The 20,692-nt window shown below is 35.2% G+C and carries 13 protein-coding genes; all 13 read left to right on the top strand.

The features are described 5' to 3' along the window. Nucleotides 1-100 precede the first annotated feature (100 nt). Nucleotides 101-2,218, top strand: a complete 2,118-nt coding sequence (locus BM097_RS01255; RefSeq protein ID WP_090545123.1) for an Ig-like domain-containing protein — start codon at nt 101-103, stop codon at nt 2,216-2,218. Next, nucleotides 2,190-10,322: a polymorphic toxin-type HINT domain-containing protein gene (locus tag BM097_RS01250; protein ID WP_177197330.1), complete on the top strand. Its 8,133-nt coding sequence runs from the start codon at nt 2,190-2,192 to the stop codon at nt 10,320-10,322. Before BM097_RS01255 ends, BM097_RS01250 begins: the two co-directional genes overlap by 29 nt. Before the next feature lie 8 nt (nt 10,323-10,330). Continuing rightward, complete coding sequence (locus BM097_RS01245) at nt 10,331-10,849, top strand: hypothetical protein (protein WP_090545119.1); 519 nt, start codon at nt 10,331-10,333, stop codon at nt 10,847-10,849. A 94-nt stretch (nt 10,850-10,943) separates the two neighbouring features. Next, complete coding sequence (locus BM097_RS01240; RefSeq protein WP_143084939.1) at nt 10,944-11,789, top strand: hypothetical protein; 846 nt, start codon at nt 10,944-10,946, stop codon at nt 11,787-11,789. Nucleotides 11,790-12,040: 251 nt separating this feature from the next. Continuing rightward, nucleotides 12,041-12,631 (top strand): polymorphic toxin-type HINT domain-containing protein, encoded by a 591-nt coding sequence (locus tag BM097_RS16230; protein WP_255406611.1) that lies wholly within the window; start codon nt 12,041-12,043, stop codon nt 12,629-12,631. A 14-nt stretch (nt 12,632-12,645) separates the two neighbouring features. After that, nucleotides 12,646-13,218 (top strand): Imm43 family immunity protein, encoded by a 573-nt coding sequence (locus BM097_RS01230; RefSeq protein ID WP_090545116.1) that lies wholly within the window; start codon nt 12,646-12,648, stop codon nt 13,216-13,218. Nucleotides 13,219-13,237: 19 nt separating this feature from the next. Next, nucleotides 13,238-13,375: a hypothetical protein gene (locus BM097_RS16225; RefSeq protein ID WP_177197328.1), complete on the top strand. Its 138-nt coding sequence runs from the start codon at nt 13,238-13,240 to the stop codon at nt 13,373-13,375. Between the two features lie 144 nt (nt 13,376-13,519). Next, a complete protein-coding gene (locus BM097_RS01225; protein ID WP_330389521.1) occupies nt 13,520-14,890 on the top strand; it encodes a sodium-dependent transporter in 1,371 nt (456 codons plus the stop codon). Nucleotides 14,891-14,905: 15 nt separating this feature from the next. Then, a complete protein-coding gene (locus BM097_RS01220) occupies nt 14,906-15,592 on the top strand; it encodes a DNA alkylation repair protein (protein WP_090545112.1) in 687 nt (228 codons plus the stop codon). Between the two features lie 6 nt (nt 15,593-15,598). After that, a complete protein-coding gene (locus BM097_RS01215; RefSeq protein WP_090545111.1) occupies nt 15,599-16,264 on the top strand; it encodes a YoaK family protein in 666 nt (221 codons plus the stop codon). Between the two features lie 140 nt (nt 16,265-16,404). Further along, nucleotides 16,405-17,499: an AI-2E family transporter gene (locus BM097_RS01210; protein ID WP_177197327.1), complete on the top strand. Its 1,095-nt coding sequence runs from the start codon at nt 16,405-16,407 to the stop codon at nt 17,497-17,499. A 28-nt stretch (nt 17,500-17,527) separates the two neighbouring features. Further along, complete coding sequence (locus BM097_RS01205) at nt 17,528-19,198, top strand: M3 family oligoendopeptidase (RefSeq protein ID WP_090545108.1); 1,671 nt, start codon at nt 17,528-17,530, stop codon at nt 19,196-19,198. Between the two features lie 33 nt (nt 19,199-19,231). Beyond that, complete coding sequence (locus BM097_RS01200) at nt 19,232-20,680, top strand: aminotransferase class I/II-fold pyridoxal phosphate-dependent enzyme (protein ID WP_090545106.1); 1,449 nt, start codon at nt 19,232-19,234, stop codon at nt 20,678-20,680. Nucleotides 20,681-20,692 lie beyond the last annotated feature (12 nt).

The raw sequence follows: 20,692 nt of genomic DNA, 5'->3' as shown, positions 1-20,692 counted from the left end.
GACATCATGGGGAAAATATGGATTGGAGAATTAACACCAACAACATGGAAGTACACATGCTGTTGGTGTTTTTTATATATTTTTTTAAGGAGAAAATGATATGAAAGAAAAGGGATGGACGAGAGTCCTCAACAAAATGCTTATTTTTAGCATTTTTATGTTGACTGTATTCACGTTAATGGTGCGTGATGCACAGGCGGCAGTTAAGGTGGATGTGGAAAAGATTGAAATTGTAGGGAATGATGTGCTCGCTGCTGGAAGGAGTACTACCTACAAGGCAAACGTGACACCCTCAAATGCGACAAATAAAGGAGTCTTATGGAGTGTAGTGCCAGAAAATAGTGGAGCTACAATTACAGCTGCTGGAGCATTGAAGATTGATGCAAAGTGCACACTTAACAGTATTGAAGTAATTGCTACTTCTAAGGATAATAAAGAGATTTTGGAAAAGAAAAAGGTAGCAATAAATAGTACGGCAATCGAGACTATAAACGTTCTTGATGATAAAGGCGATTCAGTTTTAGGTAAGACTATTACTCTTTACAGAACTAAGATTACAGATAACACAAAGATAGACACTATAGTGACTCCAAGCATTACTTGGGTCAATAAAAATGCAATTATAGATTATAAAGCGTATAAGTTTATTAGTTCAGATGAGAACCTTGTTACTGTCGATCAGGAAGGTCATATTCAGGTTACTGGTAATACCACAGGAAAGGCTACTATTAAGTGCCAAGCTATAGATGGAACAAAAGATGGTAATGGCAAATTATTAACAAAGTCATTTATTGTAAAGGTTATCGAGCCTGTAGAGCATATTGAAATAACAGGAAATGAATTAGTAGGTGGTTTGAATTCGGTTAAATATACCGCCAGTGCTTTTCCTGCTAGTGCAACAAATAAGAAATTGGTCTGGAGTGTTTACCCTGAAAATAAAGGTGTAAATATTTCAAAAACAGGAGTATTGAGTGTAACAAAAGATTGTCAGATAGATTCTGTTAACGTTATTGCAAAAGCAGACGAAGACTCAGCAGTGTACACAACAAAGAAGGTTGCTATTAACAAAGCAGGAATTAAAGCTATTAATTTTGATGATAATAATGGCAATAGGGTAGGTAAGACAATTAACCTATATAGGGTTAAAGTTACAGAGGAAACCCCCGTTGATTATAAATTAAATGCAAATATTACTTGGAAAATGGATGGCGTAACAGGAAAGAATTGCCCTTATGTTTTTAGTAGTTCAGATGAAAGAATTGCTACTGTTGACCAGTCAGGGTATGTAGTTGTTACAGGAGAAATGACTGGAAAATGTACCATAAAATGTGTGGCTATAGATGGTTCTAAAAACCAGAACGGCGTAGTTATCCAAAAAAGCGTAGAGATTAATGTTACAAATCCATTATCAAAATTAGAATTATCTATACCTGATGGAAGAAGCAAGTATGTAGCTAAGGGAAGTGCTATTAAGCTAGCGGTAAAGAAAATTGCAGATTATGGTGCTACTCCAGCAAAGACACTTAAATTTACATCTAGCAACGTTTCAGTGGCTACTGTAGATGGAAATGGAGTGGTAACGTTTAAAGCTGATTCTTACTCACCGGTTACAATTACTGCTACAGTAAATGATGATACAAAAGTCAGTGGAAGTATTGAGCTTATAGCTACAAATGTTATTAAGAATATTCAGTTAGGTTATATTCCTTCAGACAGAGCTAATACAAATAAAATTAGTATGTTAGAAGTTAGTGATGCTCCAATAGAGTTTCCGTTAACATTTAATGCTCCAGATCAAGCATCAGCTAGTATTAAGGCAGTATGTCCAGAATTTACAGTAACATCTAATATGCCTGAATATATTGAAGCATCATTTGAAAATGGAATTGTTAAATTATGGCCTAAAAAGGAAATTCTTAATAAGAATGTTGAAATAATAATTAAACCTAAGGATGGAACTAAATTTTCAGCTAAATGGCTTTTTAGGGTAGAGATGCCAGAGGAATTAATTCTTGAAGAATATGATGTTTCTACTTTATTAAAGAACAGTGTAATAATAGATGTTTTCAATGATGAAGATGAGACTGTAGTTATTGAAGAAATAGAAGATGAGACATCAGAGAATATTCCATCTGATGCTGAAAGTGATAGTGAAGAATTAACAGACGAGTATAGGGAGGATGAATCGATTGAAGAAGAGACTGGTGATATGGACTAAAAGAATTATATCCTTGGTGCTTATTGCTTCTATCGTTTTTACTAATGAAAATTTAGAAGTATTTGCAAAAGAATCTGGAAGTACTATAGAACAAAATAATGCCAATGATGATGACGAATTTATAGATGTAAATTCGAATGATGATGAAACTATTGTAAGTGAAATAATCTCGTCTAGAGATGAATATAGTAAAGAATATTTGCTTAGTGATGGTTCAAGGGCAGTTGTAGTATATGCTCAACCAGTACACTATGTTGCAGAGAATGGAGCTATGATTGAAATCGATAATTCTCTGGTTGAAACAGAAGAAGGATATGAAAATGCTGAAAATAATTATAAAGTTCTTTTTACAGATTCGGAAGAAAGTAAGGGACAAGTTGTATTTGAAGCAGATGATTATCAAATCAATTGGGAATATGTTGATGCTCCTGAAAATGCGGAGAATAATCATACAGATTTAAAGGTTGAAAAGGAAGATAGCGAAGAAAATCTGGAAGATTTAGCTACTTATGGACATGTAATTAGTAGTTCAAATATTTCCTTTGAAGGTTATGCTGATGGTACTAAGCTGGAATATGAGCCATTAAGCGATGGAGTAAAGGAAAGCATTATTGTTGATAATCGTGAGATTGGGAATAATTTTACATTTAAAATTAATCTTAATGGATTGAAGGCAAGAATCAATTTAGCAAATGAAGTTGAATTGTATGATGAAGAGAGTGGGGATACTAAATATATATTCCCAGCTCCATTTATGGAAGATGCTAATGGAGAATATTCTGATGCTGTTTGGTATTCCTTTGGTAATGAAAAGGATTCCGAGGATGCAAAGAAAATCGTTAATGCTGATAGCAAAGAAAATGAAGAAGTAACAGAGATTTTTGAGGAATCTAAGGATATAAATGAATCCAATGTAGTTAACGAATCCAAGGATGTAAAGAAATTAAAAGATGCTGAAGACAACGAATCTTCAGAAAAGAAAAAAGATACCGTTAAAGAGGAAACTGAAGAAGTTGAAGAAGAGATAACAGAGGCTACAGAAAAGGAATCAGAAAAGGAATCAGAAAAGGAATCAGAGGAGGAGTCAGAAGCGGAGTCTGAGAGTGATTCTGAAATAGATGAAAAATCAGAAGATGATTCAGATTCCGACGTAGAAAAAGAGCCAGAGACTGCTTCAGAAAAGAATTCAGAAGAAAAGATAGAAGAATCTTCAAAGGTTGTTGATGATTCTAAAGTAGAAATTGAAGAAGCAGAAGATGAAAATCAAGAAGATGATGATTACATCTATTTAACAGTTAAAGCAGATGAAGAATGGTTGGCGTCAGCTAGTTATCCTGTTGTGATTGATCCTATTATCAAACCTGTAGTTGAGATGAAGAATGTTGATACTTGTTGTGTCAGTTCAACTAGTGCACTGATAAGCGATACTTTATTAGCAGGGAAAAGTGTCAAGGATAATTGCCTTTATAGATCTTTTGTTAGATTTAATCTTCCAGAACTAAAAGCGAATAAGATTATTTCTTCAGCAGAATTAAATGTTACAAGTAAAAATGTTGAGACACCAGGGAAAGATGGTTGTGAATACTTGGTAATTAGAAAAATAACAAGTCCTTGGCAGTTTAAGAATGTTGAAGATAAAACAATATCTTCATGGGATACACAGCCAACCTTTGATGACAGAAATATAGATTATATTAAAGTTGGTCACAAATTTTTTGATATAACAAAGACTGTTAGGGAATGGTATGAAGGTATTAGCCCTAATTATGGTTTGGCTATTATGTCATATGATGAAGCAAGAAAAGGCGTTGGTAATGTTGCATTATCAATTGCAAAAGCTAAACCATATTTGAAGATTACATACAGAGATTCTGTTGGTATTGAAGATTATTGGGGAACACATCAGACAGCCGTTGGTACTGCGGGAGAAGGGTATATAAATGATTATACTGGAGCTCTTACAGTAGTAAATAATGACGTATCAACTAATGGTCTTAGAAAGAATTTAAACATTCAACATGTCTATAACTCTAATGCTGACAGTAATCAGAAATGGAAGCTTAATTATGAGGAAAGAATCACAGTACCATTAGATGAGTTGGATATAACTGCATATCCATATGTTTATACTGATGGGGATGGTACAAAGCATTACTTTAAGGCTGAAAATGTATCATATCTTCAGAATGGAGGTGCAGTAACAGCCAAAACAAATAATCCTTATCCATCAGCTCGTGATGAGGATGGTCTTAAACTTTATATTGTTCAGGTAACTGATAACGTATTAAAGAATAAATACCCAATCAAATTAATTGATAAAAGTTCTACCACAGTTAAGTATTTTGATAGAAATGGTAGATTAGCATTAATTACTGATTCGAATCAATATGAAAATGGTAAGTCACCTGATGTAAAGAATCCTACAGAAGCTAATAGAGTAGAGGTTAGCTATCAGGCGGGAGATGTTACTTACGACAAAGAAAATTATGATATAGCAATAGAAAAAGCTACATTACTTAAAGAATATGCAAATAAGCAAATTACAACCAAAAGAGATGAGCTTGAAAAAAAGAATAATTATAATGCTCTTACAACGGCTTTAGATGAATTATCTACTGATATATATGCACAGACAGATTATAGAGTCGCAAAGAATGTAATGCTTGCGCAGAATGCATATAATGCCATTGAAGACATTAATACAGTTCCTCTAAAGACATTAGCAGCTAACATGACTACAATTATAAATAAGATAACAGACGCTAAAAAGGTCATAGGGGACACCGTTCTTCAAGATGGATATATTAGTCAGATAAAAGATGCAGTTGGAAGAGTATCATTATTCGAATATGATGATGCTCATAGAATTGTAAGTATAAGTAATCCTAGTACTGAAAATGGTAAAAATTACTATAAATATGATGATTTTGGGCAATTGACAGATGTTATTTTCTCAAATGGCAAAACAGCAAAATATATTTATGGTGAAGATGGTAAACTTATCATAATGCGAGATGATAGCGGCTACGAGGTTGACTATACATATGATGGAAATAGAGTAGGTCAGGTTGAGGAGCATACACTTGAAGCTCAGGGACAGACATACACTATTGAGTATGGTATCAATAACATTAATAAATTTAGATTTAGTGGTATTGATGATGTTTTTGGAACCGAAGATGATGTAATAAATACATATGTATTTGACTCGCAGGGTAGAAAAATCTCAGAATACTCAAATATAGTAAATCAAAATGAAGTGTTAGGTGCGCAAGCATATACATACGCAGATAATGTCGGTAAAGCGGTTGCCAGAACAACATATAATGATCAGAGTAATAGTTCATCACAGAACTATCTACGTAATGGTGGCTTTGAAGATGGTTTGGGATGTTGGACTATTCCAAGAGGATATGAGAATTATGTAGGGGATACATCAAGAACAAGCTATTTAGGATCAAGATGTGGAACACTTATGCCTAAGGGAGAAACAGCAAAGTTTTATCAAAGCGTACGATTAAGTAAAGGTACATATGTTGTTTCATATAGAGTCAAAAATGAAGGTAGCAATGCAGTTGGTGTATTTGTTAATTACGATGGATCACCTCAGGATATTACAAAATATGCTGTAAAAGATGGGGATTGGTCATTCCAATATGGATCTTTTACTATTAATCAAGATAGTGATGTTCAAGTATATGTTTTTGCTACAGGCTCCGGAACATCATATATTGATGCTATGGTATTAGAATCAGGTTCAACTCCTACAGGTTATGTTTCATCTACATCTACAGGTGAAAAGTCTGCGGCAAATAAGGATGATTCTAATACTAGACATAAAATAAAGGATTATGCGGTAAAAGGTAGGCAAACATTCAATATACTGAAAAACCATGATTTTGAGTTTAATGATGATTCTTGGACACCTTATGTAACAGATAATACTGCAATAACCAATAGAGTAAACAAATTTGGTGCAACAAATCCTTATATAGGTGCAAAGTGTGCTGTGTTTACCATGCAGAACTTAAAGCTAAAGACTGCTGGAATTAAGCAGACCGTAGAGTCGTTGGCACCAGGAGTATATACTTTATCTGCCTATGTAAAAGCAAATAATATTACAGATACAAAAGTATTTCTTAAGGTAACAGATAAGGATGGAAATACATACAAGAGTGAGATAATCAATGAATCCAACATCAAGAGTATTGATGAAGGTTGGAGAAGATTAAAAGTTACTTTTGAATTAAAGGAAACTTCTTCAATAGAGGTTGCTGCAGAAGCTGAGGGTGGCACTAATGTTGGAAAAGGAATAGTTTCTTGTGATTCATTCCAGCTTGAAACAGGTGATGTTGCAAATCAGTACAACATTCTTGAAGATGGAAATTTTGAACTTACAAAAACTGACACTCCATATAAGTGGAGTAATTATACTAAGGGTGTTTATAGAGATGAAATTATCTCTACAGGTGTAGATGGTGGAAAATGCTATCATATTACAGGAGAGCCAGGACGCAATAAGTTCTTGAAATTCTCTACTAATCTTGGAGCAGGCGCAGAGTCTTATGTGCTGAGTGGATGGATTAAAACTAATACAACACCTGTTAGAAATGGAAGATCATTAAAGGTTAGAGCATATCACGCAGATGACAATGCAGTATTTGAATCGACATTAGGTTTGGATGATTATAGTGAAGGATGGAAATACTTTACTCTTATTCTTCCAAATCATAAGTGGGGCTCAACAGAAATATCTATTCAGTTCTACGATAATATTGGTGATTTATATATTGATGATTTACAGCTTTCTCGTAATGAGGTTTGCACCAATGAATATAATACAAATGGCACAAAAAAAGCTGTAAATCAAGGAAAGAAGCAGACACAACAGACTTATGATGCATATAACCGAGTTAATGCAGTTACTTCGCCTTCAGGAGCTAAACAGACTATAGCTTATAATAAAACTAATCAGGTAAGCACAGTCTCATCGAACTGTGGTCCTAATAAAACTGTTATGACATACGATAAGTATGGCAATCAGTTGACATTGGAGGAGCGTTCGGTTGTTACTGCTGAGGGAGAGAAAACACTTGCTTTATATGCAAAGAATGCTTATACAGATGATGGTAATTATCTAAGCTCTACAACTTCCAATAATGGCGCAACTACATATTATGAATATGATAGTGATAGTGGCCTTAAGATGTCAGAAACATTACCAGCCTTTGACGGTGATAATAACGGAAAGATTAAGTATACATATGATGAAAATGATCATATAAAAAAGGTAGAGCGTTCATCAGGAACTGAAAGCAGAGAGGTTTATTATACATATGGAAGTTTTTCAGATCTAAAGAGTATTAAGCATAATGGATTTGAGTACGAGTATGAATATGATACTTTTGGAAATGTTTTATCTACATCAATAGCTGGGCAGGTTACTCAATCTAATGTTTATAATGCATATAATGGAAGTCTGAGAGAGACACATTTTGCAGACGGAACAGTACAATATACTGATTATGATGAGTATGGAAATGTAACTGCAGTAAATACGTCTGTAAATGGAGAAAAACATACAACAAAGTCGTATAAGTATGATAATGATGGCAATGTTGCTGAGGAAAAAGATGAATTAAACAATATTACTACAGAATATGACTATAACGCTTCAAAAGATGTAGTTAGAACACGGGTTAAGGGTAAGGTAAATGGAATCAATTATTCGTCGGTTAACCAGTTTATCTATAATACTGCTGGTTCGGTTGAAGAAGCTACATATATTCTTAATGGAAAAGCGCAGTCATATAAATATACTTATCAAAAAGATGGTAAGGAAAATGTAGTTACATTTCCTTCAGGTAGTTCAAAAACTAATGCATATGATAAGCTTAGACGTAGTAAACGAGTTACATATAAGCCAGTAAAAAATGCAGCAGCTGCTAAACAGCATACAATTAATTACACATATGCTAATGGCATAGCATCAAACAAAGGTTATATAGGTACACAGAACAAGATATCTAGATATGCTAATAATATCGGTACTGCTACAGTTTCAGGCTTCGATTATACTTATGATGCGAATGGAAATATTCTAACTATTAGAAATGCTAATAAAGTTCTCACTGCAAAGGAACTAGCTACTGCAAAAAATAATAGAACATATGAGTATGATGCGTTTGGCGAAATCAAAAATGCTACTGAAACATATGAAAATGGAGAAACTAAAGCGTACAGCTATAAATATGATAGAGGCGGTAATATAGTTTCTGAAATAGTAGTAAATGATGATGGAACAAAGAAAACTAATTATTTTGTCTATGATGAAAAATGGAAAGATAAGCTTGTTTCATATAACGGTCATAGCATAGAATATGATGCGATGGGTCATCCTACAAGATATCTAGGAAAGAATATGGAGTGGGATGCAATTAATAATGCATTAGTATCTGTTTCTGGATATGGTAAGAATATAACTTATGGATATTTAAGTGATGGACAGAGACTATCGAAGAAGGTAGGAAGTGACACAACCACATATATCTATAATTCGGGAAAGCTTCTTGCGGAAGAGACAGGTTCAGACAGAATCAATTATTATTATGATTCTGAAGGAACAGTAATTGAAATTGGTTACCAGAAGAAGGTAGATGGAGAGTTATCTACAGAGACTAGATATTTCTTTACAAAGAATGCCCAAGGAGACATCGTTGGTCTATATAGATGTAGTGATTCTGCTCTTATTGGTAACTATGAATATGATCTTTGGGGAAAAGTAGTTTCTATTACAGAAAATACATCCTTAAAGGTAAAGGATGAAAATGATATACTTAATAGAAATCCTCTGAGGTATAGAGGATATTATTACGATTCAGAGACAAAATTTTATTACCTGAATTCAAGATACTACGACCCTGCAGTGCATAGATTTATTAGTGCGGATAGTATTATTGCTGGTGTATCTGAGGATGTAAATGGGTATAATCTATTCGAGTACTGTAATAATAATCCCGTAAATCAAAAGGATGCTAGCGGATATTTACCAGAGCTTACAAATAATCAAAAAATCGCTGTTGGACTAGCGGTTATTACAACTATAGCTGTGGTAGGAGCAATAACAGTAGCTACTGCTGGTGTAGGAGCACCATTAGCCTGTACTGCATACGGTATGCTAAATGGTGCCATTATTGGTTCGGTTTCAGGAGCAGCATCGGAAGCGGTAATGAGCGGAGGGCTTGCATATCTAGCAACTGGTGATGCCCAAGCGGCGAAGCAAGCTGCAATAGACGGAGCTGCAGATGGATTTATGTGGGGCTCAGTTACAGGAGCAGTTACAGGAGGTATGAAATCACCTCACTGCTTTGTAGCAGGAACGCTAGTATGCACAGTAGATGGAGAAGTTCCTATTGAGGATATTGAAGTTGGCGATTATGTACTTGCGGAGAATCCTGACACTGGTGAAATAGACTATAAGCCTGTACTAGAGACCTATGAGCATGATACTTATGATGTAGTGTATTTAACCATTGATGGTGAAGAGTTTACAACCACAGAAGGTCATCCATTCTACACACTTGAAAGAGGATTTGTTAAGGCTGGAGAGCTAAGATATTCTGATACTCTTGTTGATGACAATGGAAAAGAGCTTCATTTAGAGAAAAAGAATAAAGAGCACTTAACTAAGCCAGTCACTGTATACAATTTTGCAGTAGAGGATTACCATACCTACTTTGTTGGTGAGAAAGAAGTACTGGTGCACAATATGTGTACTACAAATTTTTCAAAGCTGTCAAATAAAAGTATTGGACATATAAGTAAACACTCTTTTGCAAGTATGCAACAACAAGCGAGTTATTTAACAGATCAACAGTTAGCAAATAAATTAGCGAGTACTACTTTCTTTAGTAAAAATTGGACGCCTCAACAAATAGCCGAGTACACTCAAGAGGCATATAATATTTTATTAAGTCAAAATAAAATAGGGGCTACCACTGCCATAAAAATACATGGTGAAATTATAAAAGTAGCAATTGATGCAAATGGAGTATTTCAAACGGCATTTGGTTTATATAAATATGTTGTTGAAGATTTTAGGTAGGAAAGAGTATGTTTGAAATTAATTATAGGATAATACCACATGAGTGGGATGAGTTTAAAGGGCAGGAAGGTTATATTCAATTTTGTGTAAATGGATATATATATGGCGATATGTATTCAAAAGATTTAGATGGTGTAATGGACACAGAAGATTTGAATGCTTGGTTTGATAGAATTTGTCGTGCTTTATATTATTTAGAAATAAAAAACTACGTTGTTTTAAGTGATATTGAATCAAATAATGTTTGGATAGAATTTAAGCGAATGAATGATGATGTAATAATTAGCATTCTTGACAATGAAAAAATGAGCGGGGTAAAAGATGTTGAATTAGTGATGAAGAACCCGACTATCCATTCTAGATATTGGGGTAATCAAATAGTGCCTTATGATGAATTAAAAAGACAAGTCATTTCAACTATAAAAGGGTATATAGAGTTTTTGAATATGAATAATCAATATGATTTGATGTTTAGAGACTTAATAAACGATTATAATAAATTGCTTGAAAAATTAATTGATAAATGATTTGGCATTAAGATTATTCTATAACAGCAGAAGCAAAGCAAATATTTAAGTTTGTGAATTCTTTACCCAAGAAGATTTAAAAAGGAGCAAATTTTTGGTGTATAACGATTTTTTTAAATCAAATAATAATGATTATATTGGGACAATAGAGCCTGTTGGAGATGATATTGTAAATATAAATATCATATCTTCTTTGACACGCAATATATCATATTGTGTAACATTGCCTGGATCATTTGGAGGAGAAAGATTTTCCGTATCCGATGATGGTGATTTAGTTGCTTCTGCTGTATATAGTGATTATGGGAAAGGAAAAGTTTCCATATACTCAAATAAAGAGAAAAAAGTAATCTTTGAAACAGCATTATTTAAAAGAATTGATTGGATTGATTTTTATAATTTATCTGTTGTAATGATAGGAGAGAAAAATAAAACTCATATTTATAACTTTGTGGATAACATTTGCGAAACTCAAAACAATTACCGTGTTTTTAACAATTTATTCAATGGTGACATCATATTACATAAAGAAAATGTCCTTTTAATAAATGGAAAAAAAATAAAGTCAAAAACGTTTTCTTTTTTCAATCCTGTTGGAGTCCCAGATGGGGTAATAATATCCGAGATAGGTGGTGCTGTTCTTAAATATTCATATGAAGCAAATAAAGAGTGGGAACTTAATATTGAAAAATATGGACATGCTTTGAAAATCTATTATTTTGAATCAAAGAATATATTAATACTAGACGTGTTTGATTATCTGAAGGGTGGTAGTACATTTATGATAGTAGATAATGAAACAGGTAAAATTCTAAAATTGAATAGATTTGAAAGTAATAAATACATTTTTATTCCACAGGGAAATGGGTACATTATTGATTATAAGAGTAATGTGTACTACATAGATGAAAACTATAATTGTTTTTTTCTCATGAGTTAAAAAACAGCGAATCATAAAATACTATTTTTAGATGGAATAAAGATAAGCTATAGAACCTGGTATAATAAGTTTTCTGGGACACAATATTGTCAACAGAAAGCTTATTATATGGGTATATATAATTTACCAAAAAAATAACGATGCGGGGTAAGGCAATCAGTCAGGTGAGTGGCCACAGCTTACTAATACGCAGAAGGTAGTAATAGGATTAGGCTTAATCACAGCTCTTGCAGTAGTAACTGTAGCTACAGCTGGTACAGGAACAGTATGAGCATGATACTTATGATGTAGTGTACTTAACCATAGATGGTGAAGAATTTACTACTACAGAAGGACATCCATTCTATACACTAGAAAGAGGTTTTGTTAAGGCTGGAGAGCTGAGATATTCTGATACTCTTGTAGATGACAATGGAAAAGAGCTTCATTTAGAGAAAAAGAATAAAGAGCACTTAACTAAGCCGGTCACTGTATATAATTTTGCAGTAGAGGATTACCATACCTACTTTGTTGGTGAGAATGAAGTACTAGTGCATAATACTTGTGCAGTTAGTGAGAAACCACTTCAAACACATCATTTTGCAACAAATAAAAGTAAAAAATACACACCTAAGTTTAATAAAATAGTAAAAAAATATGGATTAAATTTAGATGGAAATTGGAATAAAGCAATGATGCCTCATCAAGGACGGCACACATATGCATATCATGATTATGTTCTAAAAAACATGGAGAAGATAGATAGTATTGCTAGAGGTGATGTTAAAATATTTAAATCACTATATAAGGCATTTACAGATTCTATTACACCAGAAATGCTTTATAAAGGATATAAATTTTAAGCAAGGAGATTCACATGAATTATTATAAACTAATGTATGATGGAGATAATTCAAAAGATTATATTAATTGTGATCATTATAATATAGGCTCTAATGACGAATATTGTTTACATGCTGGAAGAGCAATTACTGAGTGGAATAATATTATTTTTAGTTATGATTCGAATGAGGGTAATATTATTAGTGATTTTATTTCAAACAATTTGGATTGGCTTATAGTTTCTGAAAAATTTAAGTACTTGTTAAATAAATACTGTTCGATAGAGGGCTCTTGTCAGTTTTTACCATTGGTTGTAAGCGATTATGCCGGTCATAATAAACCTATAAATGCATATGCATTAAATATAATAGATGTTTTGAATAATGCCATTGATTTTGAAAAATCTGATTTTGTACTATTAAAATATGGTGATATTGAAATGAAATCCTTTAGAAGATTTGTACTCAAAGAAACAGAGGTAATAGGACATGATATTTTTATTTTAAAAGATTCACCTATGTATATATTCGTATCAGAAAGGATAAAAGAATTGATAATAAACAATAAGCTTTTAGGGTTTGCATTTATAGAAGTAACTGTTGTATAAAAATACCGTGGAGGATGATATGTATTATAGAATTTCAGAATGGATTGATAGTGTAATGAAAAATGGAATGCCTAAAGAGGTCATTTCAGTATGTTTTAATTTGTATGATGATATAGGTGCCCTCAAAAGTGCCCCTCAAACCGTACCCTCAAACTAGACCCTCAAAAAGACTGCCCCTCAGATAGTTTGATTACCCAAAAATGTGTCTAGAGTCTTCCTAGATGCATTTTTTTTTGATATACTACTTGAATGCATTAATTTAGCAGCTTAAAGTATTAAAGCGTTATGGAGGAGTATAAAATTGAAGAAAGCTAAACGTGGAAGCTTTTCTGGAAAAATTGGCTTCGTTTTATCAGCAGCGGGAGCCTCAGTAGGCCTAGGAAATATTTGGAGATTCCCATATCTGTGTGCTAAATATGGAGGAGGCATTTTCCTCATCGTATATATAGTTTTAGCGTTAACATTTGGTTATACAATGATTGTGGCAGAGACAGCCATTGGTAGATCGACACAAAAGAGCCCGGTAGGAGCCTTTAATCAACTTAGTAACAACTCACTTCTTATGAAAATCGGTGGCTGGATAAATGCCGTTATCCCTATTTTGATTGTTCCATACTATTCAGTTATAGGTGGATGGGTTTGTAAGTATTTGTTTGAATATGTTAGAAGTGATGCCAGTGTTGTAGCAGAAGATAACTTCTTTGTTAATTTCATCACTGACACCTATGGACCAGAGCTTTGGTTTATCGTATTTGCGATACTAGTTCTTCTTGTTATTTATATGGGTGTTGAAAATGGAATTGAGCGAGTTTCAAAGTTTGTAATGCCAATCTTAGTTGTGCTTGCACTTGTTATCTGCGTATATTCAGTTACAAGACCAGGAGCACTTAGCGGTGTTAAATATTTATTTATACCAAATTTTAAAAACTTTTCAATCATGACAATCGTTACAGCAATGGGACAGATGTTTTATTCTCTTTCTATTGCTATGGGTATTCTTATTACATTTGGTTCTTACGTTAAAAAGGAAGTCAGCATCGAAGAATCAACAGAGCAGGTAGAGATTTTTGATACAGCAATCGCAATCATGGCCAGCCTTATGATTATCCCAGCTGTATTTGCTTTTTCAGGTGGAGACCAGAGCACACTTAACGCTGGTCCATCCCTTATGTTTATTACAATGCCAAAAATCTTTGCAAGCATGGGCTTTGGTAGAATCATCGGCATTCTGTTTTTTGCACTTGTATTATTTGCAGCTGTAACAAGCGCTATCGCTCTTACAGAAAGTGCCGTTTCTACATTTACAGATGAATTTGGCTGGAGCAGAAAGTTTGGAACAAACGTAATGGCAGTGATTATGGTAGTACTTGGAAGTCTTTCATCACTTGGCAACGGACCACTTGCAAATGTTAGAATCATCGGAATGCAGTTTTTGGATTTCTTTGATTTCCTTACAAATTCTGTAATGATGCCAATAGCTGCCCTTGCTACATGTATTCTTATTACAAAGTTTATGACAGTTGAAAATCTAATAGCAGAGGTGGAGCAGGAAGACCATCCATTTAAGAGAAAGGGCGTTTTCTCATTTATGATTAAATTCCTTTGTCCTCTATTTGTTGTTATTATTTTGGTTAGTGCTATACTTAACGTGTTTGGAATTATCAGTATGTAGTTAAAGGTGTCTAACATGATAGTAGAAGAAATCAAGAAAGATTTATTTGCAAATCAGGACATAAAGTACAGAGATTTTCAGAGCAAGCTAACACCTACCATTGCTGAAAATTCAGCGATTGGTGTTAGAACTCCGCTTCTAAGAAAGCTGGCAAAGAAGTATTATAAGCGAGAGGATGTAGCAGATTTTTTAAATGATTTGCCACATCAGTATTTTGATGAAAATCAGTTGCATGCATTTATTATTTCCGAGACAAAGGATTTCGACGAATGCATAGGTTTGCTTGAGCGGTTTTTGCCTTATGTAGACAATTGGGCTACCTGTGATCAGATGTCACCAAAGTGCTTTAAGAAGAATCATGAGCTTTTAAAGCCCTATCTTTTAAAGTGGCTTCAGTCGGATGATACCTACACAGTTAGATTTGCAATAGTCACATTTATGTCTCAGTTTCTTGATGATGATTTTGATGAAAACTATCTAAAGCTTATATCAGAAGTTAAATCTGATGAATACTATATCAATATGGCAATTGCCTGGTATTTTGCAACAGCTTTGGCAAAGCAATATGATAGCGCAATCGCTTATATTGAAAACAATGTTTTAGATACCTGGACTCACAACAAAACCATCCAAAAGGCTATTGAAAGTTACAGGGTGACTGATGAGCGCAAATCATATTTAAAATCGTTGAAGAGGAAGTAGCTAATCATGAGAACAAAACAAACCTCAGAATCATTTGTATTATCAGCAATCATATCTTTGTCAGGAGGCTTTCAGGATGCCTACACCTACAATCTTAGGGACAAGGTATTCGCAAACGCCCAAACAGGCAATATCGTACTTATGAGCCAACACATTATGTCTGGTGAATGGGTCCAGGGCTTACATTACTTAATGCCAATTTTTGCTTTTGCAGTTGGTATTTTGGTGGCGGAACAGCTGAGCCATCGTTTCAAGCATTCCAAAAAGATGCATTGGCGACAGATGGTAGTATTGCTGGAAATCATAATTCTTGCTGGGGTAGCTTTTATTCCTACTTCTTATAATATGCTTGCAAACGCACTTGTATCTCTTGCCTGTGCTATGCAGGTGCAGTCCTTTAGAAAGGTGAATGGATATCCTTATGCCAGCACCATGTGCATTGGAAATCTCAGAAGTGGCACCGATAGCTTTTCAGTATTCTTGCGCAGTCGTGAGAAGGGGGCATTAAAGAAGGCCCTTCACTATTACGGAATCATATTTGTATTTGCCATTGGCGCTGGAGTAGGTGGAATCCTATCGCTCAAGCTTGGAATTAGAAGCATTCTTATTTCAAGTGCAATATTGTTTGTGGCTTTTGTTATGATGATGAAAAAACACATGAAAATAAAATAGTTAATATAACTAATTGGGAAATGTTTTGGGGTCTGTTTTAAAGTTTATAAATTTAATAAAATTTTAAGAAGATCAGTATATATACTACTGGTCTTTTTTGTTAGAATATGACCATAAAGGGATTGATAGGAGGGGCTTTCATGAAGAAACTATGGGAATCACTAGATAAGAAATATGTGAAAATTTGTGGATATGCTTCTGCAACAGTGATACTAACTATTGTTATCCTTGGTGTGCTGTATTCTTCAGGGGCTTTTTGGAATAGACTTTGGAGCATTTTTACTGCAGTGCTTAAGCCTGTGGTTATTGGCGGAATTATTTGTTATTTACTATCACCTATAGTGGATAAGTTCGAAGGTCTTTTCAATAAAAAGAAGGAACACAAGTGGGCCAGATATTTGGCAATCTTTCTGAGCTTTCTATTGATAATTGTTTGCCTTGCTGCAGTGATAGTTATTATTGTGCTTACTATATATAAGAACGTTTCTGCCATAAATTTGGAAACAGTTCTAGGATTAGGAGATTTGATAGAGCAGGACACACAAGAATTGTTCAAGTCTATCGAGGATTTGCTTACATCTAAGGGGTTTTCAGTAAATCAGTTCAGCGATGTACTTATTAAGGCCGCTATTTCTGTAAAGGATGTAGTTACAGGGCTATTCTTTGGAATTATTTTTTCTATTTATTTTATGCTAGATGGAAGAAGAATCAAGGATTATTGGAAGCGAGCCTTTGCCATCATTACTGGCAAAAAAAATGAAGAAAGAGTAGAGCAATTTTGGCATGATGCTGATAAAATATTCTCAGGCTATCTTAGAGGGCAGTTTATAGATGCATCAATCGTCTGCATTCTTACAGGTATCGTATTTACGATAGTAGGTGTCCCAGAGGCACTTCTTATTGCATTGCTGGTAGGAATAGGAAATCTGATTCCTTACGTTGGACCAATTGTAGGATACTGTGCAGTTATTCTTGTATGTCTGCCAACAGGTTCATATAATGAACTGATAGCTGGCATGATTTCACTTTTTGTGATAATGCTAATAGATGGAAATGTTGTTAATCCAAGGCTTTTAAGCAGCAACATAAAGATTCACCCACTACTTGTAGTGGCAGCTCTTATTGGTGGCGGTGCTTTAGGTGGATTTGTTGGAATGCTTGTGGCAGTTCCAGTAGCAGCTCTTATAAAGCTATATTTTGATAGATTCTTGGATAAAAAAGAATTGGAAAGCTAATTATTTAATTTAAAGGAGATATAGAGAAATGAAATGTTCTAAAATGCCATACCAGCGAATTGATATGGACGAAGTAAAGGCATTCTTTGAGAAGCTTATTGCTGACAGCAAGAATGCGAAAAGCGGGGAGGAGCAGTTTGAGCTCCACAAAAAATATTATGAGTTTATGAATGAAGTTCACACTAATAGAATCCTTGGTACATTCCGTCATGATTGCGATACATCAGACGAATTCTACACAAAGGAAAACGATTACCTTGATGAAATCATGCCATTGATTTATAACATGGAAAATGATTACAAGAAGGTATTATTTGAGTCTCCATACAAGGATTACCTAGAAGAGAAAATCAGCAAGGTTGCTTTCAAAAACATGGAGCTTGCCAACAAGTCAATCAGCGAGAAGATTCTTCCACTTATGCAGGAGGAAAACGCTCTTGTTAGTCGTTACGACAAAATCATTGCATCTGCAAAGATTCCATTTGACGGTGAGGAGTACAACCTTTCACTTCTTCGCAAGTTCCTTACAGCAGAGGATAGAGATACAAGAAAGCGTGCATGGAAGGCATACTCAGATTATTTCACATCTGTAACTGATGAAATTGATGAGATTTTTGACAAGCTTGTAAAAAATCGTACTAAGCAGGCTAAGGAATTAGGCTATGACAATTTCGTAGAGCTTGGCTACAACAGAATGAACAGAAACGCATACCGCCGAGCTGAGGTTGAAAACTTCAGAAAGCAGGTTAAGGAATCCTTTGTTCCATTTGTATGCGAGATTCAGGAAATCAGACGTAAGCAGATTGGTGTTGATGCACTTAAATACTACGATAACGAGGTATTCTATCCAAACGGTAACCCAGCTCCAACAGGTACTCCAGAGGAAATCCTAAAGAGCGGTCAGGAAATGTACAGAGAGCTTTCGCCAGAGACAGCAGAGTTCTTTGATTTCATGACAGAAAATGAGCTTTTTGATGTACTTGGACGCAAGACTAAGAAGCAGGGCGGATATATGGATTTCCTTCCAAAGTACAAAGCACCTATTATCTTTGCCAACTTTAACGGCACAAGCGGTGACGTAGATGTTATCACTCATGAATGTGGTCATGCATTCCAGGGCTATGTTACCCGCGATGATGAGATAAAGGAACACAACGACCTTACAATGGAAACAGCAGAGATTCACTCTATGTCTATGGAATATTTCACATATCAGTGGATGGATAAGTTCTTCGGTGATAGAGCAGATGAGTATCGCAAGATGCATTTCATGGATGCAATCACATTTGTTCCTTATGGATGTATGGTTGATGAGTTCCAGCACATTATTTACGATAAGCCAGAGCTTACACCAGCAGAAAGAAAGGCTGTATGGGCAGATCTTGAAAAGCAGTATCGTCCATGGCTTGATTATGAGGATAATGAGTTCTTCGTAACAGGTGGCTGGTGGCAGAAGCAGGGTCACATTTTCTGGGATCCTTTCTACTACATCGATTATGTTCTTGCCAGCGTAGTTGCTATGGAATTCAAGGTTTGGATGGATAAGGATTTCAAGGATGCTTGGAACCACTATCTTGAGCTTTGCAAGCTTTCCGTTAAGGATTTCTACGAAGATGAGCTTAAAGAGGTTGGTCTTGATAGCCCATTTGCAGACGGCACTATCAAGGGATTGGTAGAAAATTTAAAGAAAAAGCTTTAAAGCTATTATTTATAGAAGGTAAAAGGGTCAATAATGAGGAAATTTGAACAAAAATCTGCTCCAATTTGCGAGGCATTGGAGAGATTTAGAAGAAGGCGCGTCGTTCCATTTGACGTGCCTGGACACAAGCGAGGAAGGGGCAATCCTGAGCTTGTAGAGCTGCTTGGCAAGCAGTGCGTGGGACTTGATGTTAATTCAATGAAGCCCCTTGATAATTTGGGACATCCCATTTCTGTTATTAAAGAGGCGGAGGAGCTGACTGCCGATGCATTCGGTGCAGCTCACGCATTTTTAATGGTAAATGGAACCACCAGCTCAGTGCAGACCATGATTTTGTCGGTGTGCAAGGCTGGCGATAAGATTTTAATTCCTAGAAATGTACACAAAAGTGTAATTAATGCTATGGTGCTGTGCGGTGCAGTGCCAGTATATGTTGAGGTAAAGGTTAATCCTAAAATCGGAATTGCACTTGGCGTTGAGGTGGAAGAGGTTAGACGTGCTATGGACGCCAATCCTGATGCCAAGGCCATCCTTATCAACAATCCTACTTATTATGGTGTATGCTCTAATCTTAAAGAGATAGTTAAGATTGCACATGAGCATGGCATGAAGGTTTTGGCAGATGAGGCCCATGGTACACATCTTTATTTCAACGACAATCTACCTATTTCAGGAATGGCAGCCGGGGCAGACATGGCTGCTGTTTCTATGCATAAATCGGGTGGATCTTTAACACAAAGCTCTATTTTGCTATGTGGTGAGGATATGGATGCTGAATATGTTCGCCAGATTATTAATCTGACACAGACTACCAGCGCATCCTACCTGCTTTTATCCAGCCTTGATTTGTCTAGACGTAACCTGGCACTGCGAGGAAAGGAATCCTTCGAAAAGGTGGCTCACATGGCAGAGTACGCTAGAAATGAGATAAACGAAATCGGTGGCTTTTATGCCTATGGCAAGGAGCTTATCGATGGTGACAGTGTTTACGATTTTGATGTAACCAAGCTATCTATCTACACCCAGGGCATCGGTCTTACCGGTATAGAGGTGTACGATCTGCTTCGTGACGAATATGATATTCAGATAGAATTTGGTGATATAGGAAATATCCTTGCATACATTTCCATCGGTGACAGAATCCAGGATATCGAGCGTTTAGTTGGAGCCTTAGAGGACATAAAACGTCTATATGAAAAGGATTCATCGGATTTATACTGCGGAGATTTTATCCAGCCAGAGAATGTAATGACACCTCAGCAGGCTTTTTATGCCAATAAGGTGCAGGTGCCAGTTGCTGAATCTGATGGCAGAATCTGTGCAGAGCTTGTTATGTGCTATCCACCGGGAATTCCAATTCTTACACCTGGTGAGCGCATCACAAAGGAAATAATAGAATACATCGAATTTGCCAAGGAAAAGGGATGTAGCCTGCAAGGCACTAAAGACCCTGAGGTAAATTTGATTAGTGTTATAGAATAGTGGAGAAATGTA

It is taken from the genome of Pseudobutyrivibrio sp. OR37 (assembly GCF_900113655.1).
GTDB lineage: Bacteria > Bacillota > Clostridia > Lachnospirales > Lachnospiraceae > Pseudobutyrivibrio.
Note: the sequence above shows the minus strand (reverse complement) of the source record. Positions and strands in the feature narration are given on the sequence as shown.